This window comes from Desulfitobacterium nosdiversum, from assembly GCF_049860565.1.
GTDB classification, from domain to species: Bacteria; Bacillota; Desulfitobacteriia; order Desulfitobacteriales; family Desulfitobacteriaceae; genus Desulfitobacterium_A; species Desulfitobacterium_A nosdiversum.
This window is the reverse complement of record NZ_CP172056.1, coordinates 1478385-1490494: the sequence shown is the minus strand read 5'-3', so window position 1 is coordinate 1490494 and position 12110 is coordinate 1478385. Positions and strand designations below refer to the sequence as shown.

The 12110-nt window shown below is 43.3% G+C and carries 15 protein-coding genes; 4 read left to right on the top strand and 11 right to left on the bottom strand.

Annotated elements, in window-relative coordinates; genetic code table 11:
• Positions 1 to 322: 322 nt before the first annotated feature.
• From ACHOLT_RS07095 to ACHOLT_RS07045, 11 genes are all read right to left on the bottom strand, one after another.
• Complete coding sequence (locus ACHOLT_RS07095; protein ID WP_425806829.1) at positions 323 to 814, bottom strand: DUF4342 domain-containing protein; 492 nt, start codon at positions 812 to 814, stop codon at positions 323 to 325.
• On the bottom strand, positions 777 to 1595 hold the full coding sequence (recO, locus tag ACHOLT_RS07090) for a DNA repair protein RecO (RefSeq protein WP_425806827.1): 819 nt from the start codon (positions 1593 to 1595) through the stop codon (positions 777 to 779). Before recO ends, ACHOLT_RS07095 begins: the two co-directional genes overlap by 38 nt.
• Positions 1596 to 1693: 98 nt before the next feature.
• The gene (gene deoC / locus ACHOLT_RS07085) at positions 1694 to 2344 is read right to left on the bottom strand and encodes a deoxyribose-phosphate aldolase (RefSeq protein WP_425806825.1); all 651 of its coding nucleotides are present in this window, start codon (positions 2342 to 2344) and stop codon (positions 1694 to 1696) included.
• A gap of 77 nt (positions 2345 to 2421) precedes the next feature.
• On the bottom strand, positions 2422 to 3333 hold the full coding sequence (era, locus tag ACHOLT_RS07080; protein WP_425806824.1) for a GTPase Era: 912 nt from the start codon (positions 3331 to 3333) through the stop codon (positions 2422 to 2424).
• Positions 3334 to 3539: 206 nt separating this feature from the next.
• Positions 3540 to 3965, bottom strand: a complete 426-nt coding sequence (gene cdd / locus ACHOLT_RS07075) for a cytidine deaminase (RefSeq protein ID WP_425806821.1) — start codon at positions 3963 to 3965, stop codon at positions 3540 to 3542.
• Between the two features lie 48 nt (positions 3966 to 4013).
• Positions 4014 to 4412 (bottom strand): diacylglycerol kinase family protein, encoded by a 399-nt coding sequence (locus ACHOLT_RS07070; protein ID WP_425806819.1) that lies wholly within the window; start codon positions 4410 to 4412, stop codon positions 4014 to 4016.
• A gap of 11 nt (positions 4413 to 4423) precedes the next feature.
• A complete protein-coding gene (gene ybeY / locus ACHOLT_RS07065; RefSeq protein WP_425806816.1) occupies positions 4424 to 4900 on the bottom strand; it encodes an rRNA maturation RNase YbeY in 477 nt (158 codons plus the stop codon).
• Between the two features lie 123 nt (positions 4901 to 5023).
• Complete coding sequence (locus ACHOLT_RS07060) at positions 5024 to 7285, bottom strand: HD family phosphohydrolase (RefSeq protein ID WP_425806814.1); 2262 nt, start codon at positions 7283 to 7285, stop codon at positions 5024 to 5026.
• Between the two features lie 27 nt (positions 7286 to 7312).
• Positions 7313 to 8290 carry a PhoH family protein gene (locus tag ACHOLT_RS07055; protein ID WP_425806812.1) on the bottom strand — a complete coding sequence of 326 codons (978 nt, stop codon included), beginning with the start codon at positions 8288 to 8290 and terminating at the stop codon, positions 7313 to 7315.
• Between the two features lie 13 nt (positions 8291 to 8303).
• Positions 8304 to 9518 (bottom strand): sporulation protein YqfD, encoded by a 1215-nt coding sequence (gene yqfD / locus ACHOLT_RS07050; RefSeq protein WP_425806809.1) that lies wholly within the window; start codon positions 9516 to 9518, stop codon positions 8304 to 8306.
• Positions 9518 to 9799 (bottom strand): YabP/YqfC family sporulation protein, encoded by a 282-nt coding sequence (locus ACHOLT_RS07045; protein ID WP_425806808.1) that lies wholly within the window; start codon positions 9797 to 9799, stop codon positions 9518 to 9520. The genes yqfD and ACHOLT_RS07045 overlap by 1 nt, the downstream gene beginning before the upstream one ends.
• Positions 9800 to 9917: 118 nt before the next feature.
• On the opposite strand from ACHOLT_RS07045, the gene ACHOLT_RS07040 reads away from it, so the two are divergent.
• The 4 genes from ACHOLT_RS07040 to ACHOLT_RS07025 are packed head-to-tail and all read left to right on the top strand — an operon-like array spanning position 9918 to position 12051.
• On the top strand, positions 9918 to 10535 hold the full coding sequence (locus ACHOLT_RS07040) for an RNA polymerase sigma factor (protein ID WP_425806805.1): 618 nt from the start codon (positions 9918 to 9920) through the stop codon (positions 10533 to 10535).
• A 2-nt stretch (positions 10536 to 10537) separates the two neighbouring features.
• Positions 10538 to 10969: a zf-HC2 domain-containing protein gene (locus ACHOLT_RS07035; protein ID WP_425806804.1), complete on the top strand. Its 432-nt coding sequence runs from the start codon at positions 10538 to 10540 to the stop codon at positions 10967 to 10969.
• Positions 10970 to 11006: 37 nt separating this feature from the next.
• Positions 11007 to 11699 carry a DUF2953 domain-containing protein gene (locus ACHOLT_RS07030; RefSeq protein WP_425806803.1) on the top strand — a complete coding sequence of 231 codons (693 nt, stop codon included), beginning with the start codon at positions 11007 to 11009 and terminating at the stop codon, positions 11697 to 11699.
• Entirely contained in the window at positions 11689 to 12051 is a 363-nt protein-coding gene (locus ACHOLT_RS07025; RefSeq protein WP_425806802.1) for a GerW family sporulation protein, read from the top strand. The genes ACHOLT_RS07030 and ACHOLT_RS07025 overlap by 11 nt, the downstream gene beginning before the upstream one ends.
• Positions 12052 to 12110 lie beyond the last annotated feature (59 nt).

Genomic DNA, 12110 nt, shown 5'->3' with positions numbered 1-12110 from the left:
AGGCCTGGAAACAAAAATAACTCTCACCCCCGTAGCATAATGCTACAGGGACGAGAGTTAATTCCCGCGGTTCCACCCTGCTTGATCCATTAATTAAGGATCCCCTTCGTTTAAAGTGCTCCGAGCTGCCCCAATTCGTTTCAACCCGCCCAGCTTCCACCTTTGCCAGGCTCTCTTTAGGGATCATCAAATCTTCTGCTCATCCTTGCACTGAAATGTCAATTTGGAATTATTATATTCCGGTCGTTTCCTTCTGTCAAATCTCTTAACTGAATATCTTACCCGCTATGCCTGATCATATTCTTGACTGCAGGAAATTAGCTTATTCGCTGATTTCCGGTTCTTTGCTTAGAACTGCATCGTCGCCAGGAATGATCTCCGTATGAATATCGTAGGGATACTCATCATCCCATTCCTCATCCTGATTGGCGCGAGTATCTACTTCCAGTTCGTAGTTGTTGATTGCCGCTGTTGCTGCACCGACCAACCCGAACATTCTTAACGTTGGGCGCTTCCAAATAGCATATGCTAAAGCCATTCCTAAAGGAGCTGAAATACTTAGAACTGTTTTATCAGCGTGCTTTAGATTCAGCTGCGTTTTATTAAGCCGTTTCATCTGCTCTTTAACACCTCCATAAAACCTTCCGGCAAATCCATCTTCCGCTTTGCTTTGTTCCTTTTCAAGTTCTGCTAAAGCTTTAATAAGATCTCCCTGATTCGTTTCAAGAGATACGCGCGCACGTTCATAACTTACCCCCATGCGCTCACGCAGCACGTCAATCTTCTCCAGTTCCGTCCAAATTACTTCGCTCATCAACGTGACCGTCCTTTCCGCTTTGGTTTTGTCCCACATTTGCCAAGCGGCTCCCCATACTCCAGGACTTCAATCGTTGATTAAAAATCTGTTCACTTAAGAATTGAAGGCTTGTTAATATCTCTTTTTTCATTCCTTCATTCCATCGTAATCGATCCAATTTTGCGAGGTCAACGGATATCAGCTGCCTCATAAAAGCAAGACTCCCCGCAGAAAGCCAACGTCCCAACCTTGCATTATCCCCTAAGCATTGACCGCAAATGACACCGCCATCTTCAGGGCTGAAGAAAATGCGGTTTTCTTTGATGGGCCGCCCACATTCTGCGCATTCAGACAGCTTCGGGCGGTAGCCTAAATATGTGAGCGACCTCAGGGTATAGGCAGCTTGCACTATCGCAGGATCGAACTGCTCTAAAAGAAAAAGGCCGGCTAAAGTCAGCGAAAATAATTCTGGATAAGGTTGTCCCTGAAGCGTTCCTATATCCAGTAGCTCCGCAATAGCAGAAGCAGCAAGACTTTTTTCAAGATCACCCCATAAAAAAGCGAAACTTTCCTTCGGGCTTGCCTGATTTATGGTATCCAGCGTTTTTCCGTGATAAAGCAAAAAGTCGGCATACGTAAAAAGTTGAGCCCCAGCCCTTTGCTTGCTTCTAGGCTTTCGAACCCCTTTAGCCACAGCGTGAAGTTTACCCTGTTCTCGTGAAAAAAGCGTCAGCAATCGGTCTGATTCCCCATATTCCCGGCTTCGAATCACTAACGCATCCGTTTGGTAAACACCCACGATAACACCTCTTATTATTTGTCATTGATTAAATCCATATTCTCTTCACTCGTGTTTTATGAAAATACCCTTCAACTGATGCAAAAATATTGAATTCATTATGACTCAGAAATAATTTTTATGCTTGCGCTTGCCCCAATACGCTCTGCTCCAGCTTCTACAAGCTGCAGCGCAAATTCCCGACTCCGAATTCCTCCTGAAGCTTTAACCTTAACCCCTTCACCTACCCAGGCCTTGAGGTTACGGACGTCCTCAACGGTTGCACCGGCGCTAGAAAATCCTGTGGAAGTTTTGATAAATTCCGCGCCGGAACGTTTAACGATCTCCGCGGCTTTTTGTTTTTCCTCTTCATTAAGCAAGCATGTTTCAATAATCACTTTAACCGTAACTCCACAGCAATGAGCCGCTTCAACCACGCGAACAATATCCTTTTCAACCGCTATCCAGTCTCCGGACTTAGCCCAACCGATGTTCATAACCATATCAATTTCACGAGCACCGTGGGCCTTTGCCGCAAAAACTTCTTGAACTTTAATCTCGGTCAAAGTCGCCCCTAAAGGGAATCCAACGACCACAGCGACACCTACGCCGGTACCATGGAGCAGCTTCGCTGCTGTTCGAGCATAAGACCCGTTAACACAAACCGTTGCAAATTGATGTTGTTTTGCTTCATGGCAAAGTTGAACAATATCCTTCTCTGTCGCATCTGGCTTTAACAACGTATGATCAATCATACCCGCTAGATTCATTTGATTAACCTCCTTCATCTATCCACTCTTCTTAGCTAGTATAGTTTGACCTATTTCTCTTTTTTCAGTTTTCCCTTTTATTTTCGATCTGAATAACCCAGCTCACGCAAATTGTCAATTCGATTGCGCCAGTCCTTCTTTACTTTGACCCAGAGTTCCAAAAATACTTTGCTTCCCAGCAGGGTTTCAATATCCTGGCGTGCCAAGCGCCCGATCTCTTTTAAGAGTTTTCCACCTTGGCCGATGATAATACCTTTTTGTGAATCCCGCTCAACAATAATGAGAGCTCTGACTTTAACTAAGGTTGCTTTTTCCTCCACCGATTCGACTACAACAGCAATCGAATGGGGAACCTCATCTCGGGTCAATTGGAGCACTTTTTCCCGGACAAGCTCAGCCATAATAAAACGCTCCGGCTGATCTGTCACTTCATCTTCCGGATAGTACATTGGTCCTTCCGGTAATTGGCTGAAGATGACTTTTAACAATTCGTCTTTATTCTCACCCGTTTTGGCCGATATGGGTACGATCGCCAAGAAATCGGCCAGTTTTGAATAGTCTTGGATCAGTTTAAGGACTTGTTCTTTCTTCAAAAGATCAATCTTGTTCAAAACCAGAATACATGGAGTTTTAACCTGCTTTACGGCATTGATGATATATTCTTCTCCGCTTCCAAATTCAGCGGAAGCATCAACCATATATAAAATCAAATCCACTTCACGCAAGGATTCAAGGGCGGCATCCACCATGAATTTCCCAAGCTTATGCTTTGGTTTATGAATTCCCGGAGTATCTAAAAAAATAACTTGTCCCCGTTCCTCCGTAAAGATGCACTGAATTTTATTGCGTGTGGTTTGGGGTTTATCCGACATGATCAAAACTTTTTGTTCTAGCAATTGATTAAGAAGAGTTGATTTGCCGGCATTCGGTCTTCCAATCACGGAAACAAATCCAGAACGGAATCCCGGAGATGGGTTACTATAATTCACGCTGTTTTCCACTTCCTCATTCTATTCAGGGAGTTTTCCTATCCCTATATCATTATTAACTTCATTTAATGCAGCCTAAAAAAATATCTAATGAATTAACCCTTTCCCTTTGAATTCTTAACCTTAATCATCTAGGATTTCAAATTCATAGTATGCTCTAAAATTAAGATATCATTCAGGGAGTTAGTACACTTATTTCCACGAGATTATTCCTCGGTTAAATATTCTGGTCCGAAGGAATCTGGAAGCAGCGTTTTAAGATCGGTTATTCGTGTCTGTCCTTGTCCATTTACAAGAATTACCCGGCAATCTCTGGCAAATTCACGCAGAACCTGACGGCAGGCTCCACAGGGAGAAGGGAAGGTTTCTGTTGGAACTGCAATAGCAATTGCCTTAAGCTTTCTTTCTCCATGAGCTGCAGCTTGAAATATAGAGTTTCGCTCCGCACACACGGTCAGTCCATAGCTCGCATTTTCGACGTTACAGCCTGAAAAAATATTTCCCGAAGCCCATAGGGTTGCAGCCCCCACAGGATAATGCGAATACGGAACATAGGCTTTTGAATAGGCATCCTGTGCCCTACGAATAAGTTCTTTTTGCACTTCTGGTGTCATGTCCAAAAGATGTTCCATATATTTACCTCCTCCTTACCAAGGTCATACGAAATGCTTTTAAAAAAACTATACACCTTTCATTATCCAGCGCATTAACGGCGGTCCAAAAATCAGAAGGCCGATAACCACAGCCTGAATTGCCGCAATCAAAACTGCGCCTGCAGCAACGTCCTTTGCCATTCCCGCTATCGGGTGATAATTCGGCTGTACAAGGTCTACAACAAGCTCAATTGCAGTGTTAATCACCTCTGCCGCCAGCACGCAGCCAATCGCTATGACCAGCAGCACCCATTCCAAACGAGTAAGCTGTGTCAACCAAGCCGATATAATGACAATACTTCCGGCAAAGATATGGAACTGAAAGTGTTTTTGAGTTTTAAAGGAATAAAGGATTCCCCTCCAGGCCTGGCCTAAACTAACCCAAAAGGAACGGTTCTTTGAATGCTTTTCTGAATATTTCCCCATAAATCCCTCATCTAGTCTCTCAAAAGGCCGATTCGGCTCATTACTGTTTCTTCTTGGCGCCGCATCTCCGCTTTATCCGCTTCGACTTCATGATTATACCCAAGCAAGTGCAGCGTCCCATGAACGGCAAGATAAACCAGTTCCCGCTCAAAGGAATGTCCATATTCTTCCGCCTGAGCTCTTGCTCTCTCTACAGAAATAATAATATCCCCGAGGATTTCATCTTCAAAATCCATAATTTCGGGCTCATCTTCGGCTTCTTCCTGAAGGGCAAAGGAAAGAACATCCGTCGGTCGGTCAACCCCTCGGTACTCCCGATTTAATTCGTGAATTCGCGGGTCATCCACTAGCGTAAGACTGACTTCAGCCTCTTCAGAGCCATCTGCAGCTTGAATCGCTTCAGAAATTCCCCGTTCCAAATATTTTTGAAGCCGTTCACGTTCAGACTCTGGAATCGTTTGTTCTTCCCAATTAATATCTAATAACAAATTCTAGGAGTTACCCATTCAAGGCAACTCCTCCCTCCCTTCATATCAACACATATAAGGTTTGCTATCTTGTTTTTTCACTCTTAGCTTATAGATATTATCCTTATTTCTTCGGTAATTTAATCAGCTGTTATCTTCTTTTGGCAGTTCTGAGGTTTCTTTTGCATCCTCTTTTTCGGGGGCCTTAGAAGTATCCTCCTCATTATCGGAAACACTTTCCTGGGCTTCCGCAAGAACGGGTACCGTCTTATCTGCTTTATGTGTTTGAGGCAATTCTGGATACTCTACACGCGAATGGAATATTCCACTGAGAACGCGAACAAATGCGGTTGCGATTTTATCAAGATCCCGGAATGTTAAATTACTTTGATTCAGTTGATCGTCATCTAATTTGCTTTTAATAATCTTACGAACAAGTCCTTCAATCCGTCCAGGAGTCGCCTGTTTCATTGAACGGACTGCTGCCTCTACGCTGTCTGCCAGCAGAACAAGTGCGGCTTCTTTCGTTTGGGGCCTTGGTCCTTCATAATGAAACGTTTCTTCTGGAATTTCCATATTTTCCTCAATGGCCTTATGGTAAAAAAAACTTACCAAGCTGTCCCCATGGTGCTGAGCAATAATATCTTGAATCATTTGCGGTAATTTTTCCTCTCGAGCCATTTCTAATCCATCTTTAATATGAGAGGTAATGATGAGCGCACTTAATGTAGGTGCTATTTTATCATGTGGATTATCCTGCGCAAATTGATTTTCAATAAAGAAGTATGGGCGTCTCAGCTTCCCAATATCATGATACATCGCACCGACTCTTACGAGGATGGCGTCTGCCTGAACAGCTTCTGCCGCAGCTTCGGCTAAATTTCCAACAAGGATACTGTGATGATAGGTTCCCGGTGCCTCAACCAGCAAGCGTTTAAGAAGAGGCCGATTGGGATTTGAAAGCTCGAGCAGCCGAATCGCCGAAGTAATATGAAAACCTGCCTCAAACCAATGCAGTGTGCCCACAGTTAGAACGGAAGAAGCTAATCCGTTCACAACCCCAAGCAATATTCCCACAGCCCAAGCTGAAAGCTTCATTCCTGAAGTCAAAGCAATCCCGCTTATCGTTAAAAAGTTAACAGCAGCAATATTAAACCCGGCTCGAGCCAAATCCGAACGCTGACTTAAGCGTGAAACGCTGTATACTCCTATAACCCCACTAAATAGCGCAACCAAAGCAACTTGTAAACCAAAGGAAGTTGTAACAACGGGATCGGCTAAAATTCCAACATAGATAGCCAAGATAATGGAGCTTAACATAGCCGTTTCCGGATCAACTAAGATTGCTATTGTCATCGTTGCCCAAGCCGCAGGGATAAGCATTCCGGCAAGTGAATTAAACTCCGGGCCCCCTAAATTTAAGGCGACAATCGCTTTCCCAATAACCAGAACAAGGGCAATGCTTAATCCCACTAAAATCATCTTCGGCAGGAGCTGAGGGATATGCCGTCGGTATTGGCGAGCATAAAGAACCATGGTTAGTAAGCTGATCAGTACAATAAGCGCTATTCCCCCTAAAGAACGCCAAGGGTTAAGATTTTCTACCAACCCATAAGCGGACAGTGCGCGCATCACACTCTCATCAACAATTTCTCCTGGCCCGATAATCTTTTCTCCTGCCTTATAACTATGAACCTCAAGCCTTACCGATGCTCTTGCCGCCTGTTTCAAGTTTTCTGTCTTTTGGTCATCGATAACCAACGTTTGACGGGTAATCTTTGAATCCACAAATCCTTGTAGAAAAACCCTGAATTGATCTGTCAGCGGCGCATTATCAATATCCTGTTTCATACGGTCCCGGAGCGCAGCCACTTCACCGGGATCATGTGCTCCGGTGTCCGTTCCCCGAGCGTTGCCCATAATGATTTGAGTAGCCAGCTGCTCTTTCTCATCCAAAAGCTGTGGAGATGCCTTAATTAAATTCGCCAAAACCCCGTCCGGCAGCGCCGCGAAAGGAGTTGTTTGGCGCAGTTTGGCAATCTTGGCCGCATCGTCTTCTTTCGTGTTAACCGCGTCCCGAAGTGCCCCGAACGCTTTGCTTAAATCACGGGCAATATTGGACAAATAATCTTCATCAGGCTTATAAACGGGTTTTACCGCTTTAGCCGCTGCATCCTGTTCTTGTTTATACTTATCCAAATCCTCAATATCTTTAGTCCAGGGAGCCTTAATCAGCTGCGGGCTTGGCTGCCCCAACTCGACAGGTAATTTTGAAGTAAATAAACCGGAGGATAATAGAAAGGTAAATAGCAGAAAATACACCACAACGGCAATGATCGATTGCTCAGTGGTGTTCCCCTTTAGATTAGCCATGGGTTTTAAAGGCCACAGTTCTCTAATCTTCAAATGCATCCTTCTTTCACGAGCGGAAACCTAGGTGGCATTCCGCCGGCCTTCTCTCTCTTCTATTTGTTCGTAGGCCTGGATAATTTTTTGTACGAGTGGATTGCGCACGACATCGGCTGCTGTAAAATAGTGAAAGGCAATATCCGGGATATTCTTTAGTATTTTCTGAACTTCGACTAAGCCTGAATAATGTCCTCTGGGCAAATCAACCTGAGTGACATCTCCGGTTACAACCGCTTGGGAAGCAAACCCCAACCGTGTTAAAAACATCTTCATCTGTTCGGGAGTCGTATTTTGCGCTTCATCGAGAATAATAAAAGAATCATCGAGAGTTCTGCCGCGCATATAGGCCAGCGGTGCAATTTCAATGGTCCCTTTTTCGACATACCGCTGAGCCGTCTCCGGGCCTAACAGATCATATAAGGCATCATAAAGAGGTCTTAAATAAGGATCAATTTTTTCCTGAAGATCTCCAGGTAAAAAACCCAGCTTCTCCCCGGCCTCGACTGCGGGACGTGTCAGGACAATTCGATTCACTTCTTTAGCCCGTAAAGCACGCACAGCCATAACAACAGCTAAATACGTTTTACCGGTCCCCGCTGGGCCGATTCCAAAAACAATGGTATTTTTGTCAATGGACTCAAGATACTCTGCCTGACCTAACGTTTTGGCTTTGATCGGACGGCCTCTGTGAGTCATTGCAATCACCCGTGCCAGTCGATCTGCCATTCCGGAATCTTGACCTTCTTCAACTTGGGAAATAATATACTGAACATCCGCAGGCGTCAAATTATGACCTTTCCGAACCATAGCCAACAGCTCGTTAACGGCTTTTTCCATCTTTTCGACTTCCTCCGGCTCACCGGACAGGGTCATTTCTCCCCCGCGAACAATGCACCGTCCTCCGAAACTCCCTTCTAAAAGCCGCAAATGAGCATCTTCTAAACCGAGTAGATTCATAGCTTCAGCTGTATTTTGCAAAATAAGCTTAGATTCTTTCGTCAATCTTTCGCCTCCATTACGAATTTGGGTATACTGCTAAATCTTCATACGTTTCGGTCTCGACACGTACTCTCTCTATATCACCACTGCTTGCTAGTACACGCACCGTCTCTTCAATAATACTCGCTCCGGGAGTAATCCTCGTTTGGAGTTCTTCTCTAGCCTGTTTCTCTGCAATCTGCTGAGCTTCCGCTTTTGTCCGTTCAAGATGAACGGTCTTTAATTCTTTATAATCAACGGATAGTATTTCGACAGGAAAATGCCAATTCCTTCCCAAAGTTAGGGTATGATTCTTAACTTCTTTTGTTACCTGAGAGAAGGGTGATTCTGGTGTTGTTACCATTATGACTCGATTGCCGATTTTTATACCCCAACCTTTAGCACTTCGGCCGCTCTCTTCAACTTTGTCTTCAATTAAAGGAATCTTAGCTTCAGCACTGTACCAAACCCGTGCACGGGCGAAACCTTTCGCTGCGGGAATAGCTTGAGGCAGTGTCGGATTCGGCTTAGATACCGTTCCCGACTTGGGCTTAGCACTTGGATTTTCTATCTTCGCAGGAGCTTGGATCAGAACTTGACCGGGTTTCACCGTTTCCCCCTCATGCACCAACGGTGTGCCTTGTATAACCATCAGTTCCTGAACAATTCCGGCTTTGCTGGCCACAAGATTTCCCCGCTCCGTTAAAACAATAGGACGTATTTTTTCTTTCACGTTAATCGTAATTTGTGTTCCTTGATTTTCAAGGCCAATCCAGGCTGCATCGGGAAATTCTTCAACTAAAGCCTTAGCAATCCCACGATTATCCACATCTTTTTGCCAGACCCATGTTTTAAGCCCGAGCCTTTCGGCACTTTGAAGAAGCTGCTCTTTAGGGATCACCTTATTGCCTTCCACATGAATGGAGAGAACCATTTGGGATAAGGAGGCCAGCACTATCCCGATCATAAGAATACCCGCAACTAGGGTTTTTCTGCGCCACCAGCGCATAGCAATAAAAGGCCAGCCATATTTTGCGAGAATATGGACACGCGTATGCGTTAAACGAGCGGCACGGCGCAATTTTTTAAAATCAGCAATTTTGACTTGGGCTCGCAGTCCTCGCTCCGATTTTTGTGTTTTATAAAAGACAATCCCGTCCCTTATCGCTTCATTGACAAAGAGGGCCAGTTGATCTCCACGAGCAGCAAAAATAATCCTTCCATTATAAAAGAGGCCAAGATTAAAAGGCATTAGGTTTCACTCCCTCCCTGAAAGTTTAGAGAATGGAGTACCCCTTCGATACGAAGCTCTGTTGCTAATATAGTCTTAAGAACAAACTCCTGACCTGTTAAACAAAGTTCCCCTTCAAGCGTTCCTAATCGAATCTCTTCCGTCGTAAATTCAATAATATCCGTATAATTTTCAACAAGGATCTCCCGACGTCCAGTTATCGTTATCTTTGGGCCGTTGCCTGCGACATCCGGCGGAAAATCTAAAACTTCTCCCACGTTCTTTGAAAGTTTATCAAACATAGATAAACTCCTCCCTTCTAAAATAATGTTTATGAAAGGAGGAGTTAAATTAGTCCAAGCCTGTTGGACAAAGGAAAACTTAATCTTTTTCTTTCTGACTAAAACTTTTTAAGATATCATGTGTATTAATAAACAAGCGAGAATTTTAGAAGGATGGTCAGTTGCTTTGGATGCTTCAGACGCAACCCTCATTAAAGTCTATAAAAAGAACAAACATCAGGGGCTCGAAATACTTTATGAACGGTATAAAAAATATGTCTATACCATTGCTTATCATTATGCCGGAAATAAAGAGGATGCACTGGACTTAACCCAAGAAGTCTTCGTGTCTATTTATAAATCTCTAGATAGTTTTAAGGAAGAATTTTCGCTACTTCCCTGGGTTAAAAAAATCACCGTGAATAAGTGCTTAAATTTCATTAGAGACCGAAAGGAAGCCTTATCCCTTAATCAGGCGATTGAAGATGGAAATGAGATTCAAGACCTTATTCATTCCCCAGATAATACGGAGAGTAAAACCCTCTACCGGGATACAAAACAAGCGCTTGAAGATGCGATAAAGAACCTTCCAAAGGAAGAACGCATGGCAATCGTTCTGAGGCATATGAAGGGTATGAAGTATGAGGAAATCGCCAAAATCATGGATGTTCCACTCGGGACGGTTAAGACCTACCTACATAGAGGAAGGAAAACCATCAAGGCTTGTATGATCAAAGACGGAATATGGGAGGGATAACAATGGACTGCAAACTGGATAAGGATTTACTTCAAGACCTGCTGGAAGGCGTTATTGAGCCGATAGAAAAGCTGTTTGTCGAAGAACATTTAAAAAGTTGTCAGGAATGCCGAAAAGAGTTAACCGAACTCAAACTTCTTTTTTGGGACCTTAATGATAAATCGAATTATGAAATTGAGCTTCCTGTAGAACTGGATCAAATCAAAGACTCCCTACTAAAACAAACCATCGGTAAAGCTTCCGAAAGCACAGTCACAGCCCTGATCAACATCCAACGTAACAATATCAGGACAGCAGGAAAATTTCTTGATTATGTCCCTGGGGCAACAGCAAGCAATAATCTCGTCAAAGAAAGCTTGAAAGCAACACCATCTGTCATCAGAAAAGTTTCCAAAGGATTAATTAAGAGCACAAAATTACTTCTAGCAAAATAACTGTGCAAACCGTATTTTAGACTTTATGGAGGCAAGCATGTTATTTTTTTCGATATTAAGTTATCTACTGCTGGGCGTAGCAGTGATTCTGACCATGATTATTTTTATACCCTATCACTATCATGTGTCGGGTGAAAAACTTGAAGAATCCCAGATCCAAGGCTCTATTTCTTGGCTCTTTGGCGGAATAAAAATTGATTTTCGCCGGCACGCCAAACAAAAGATGCAAATGGATCTTATACTCTTTGGTTTAAACAAGAAAGTCAATATCAAACAAAAATCAACCCAAACGGAACCCCAAAAAGAGAAAGAACTTGAAGCTATTAAAAACCTCAAGAAAGTCAAACGAACAAAGCCTTCTCATTGGAGGGAATACTTAAAGCCACCCATTATCCGAAAAGCACTTTCCGTCGTATTTAAAATACTCGAACACTCTCAGCCAAAAAAACTATTCCTTTACGTCAAAGTGGGATTTAGTGATCCGATGTATACCGGCTTGCTCTATGCTTTGAAAAGTCAGTTCTATATGTTTTTGGACAAATATGATATTGATATACAACCCGTATTCGATGAAGAAATTATGGAAGGTAGGTTTTTGATTGGTGGAAGGATCTGGATTCCCTATCTCATACTCGTCATAATAGGGTTCCTCATCTCTGAGCCAATTCGAAATATATTTATTTCTAAGTTTAAACGAAAAATTAAAGGAGGACCTCAGTATGTCAGATAATTTCAGTACAAGTGAAAACATCAATAGTCTTTTTGAAAAACTGGAAAGCTTCTTGCAATCCAAAACCGTTGTCGGGCAACCCTTAAACGTTGGGGAAACAACAATCATACCCTTCATCGATATTTCTTTCGGTCTAGGTACAGGCGGTGGCGGCGGAACCGATGAGAAAGGCATTGGCGGAACAGGTGGTGGTGCAGGTACTGGTGCGAAAATTTCTGCCTCGGCAATTCTCGTCATTAAGGGAGATCAAGTAGAACTTCTTCCCATCAAAAAAGCCGGTGGCTTAGAAAAACTCATTGATATGGTACCCGAGCTTGTGGAAAAAGTAAAAGATCATAAATGCTGCGAATGAAATATTTGTAGACATAAAAAACAGCCGGTTCGGCTGTTTTTTATGTCTACAACAAGTGA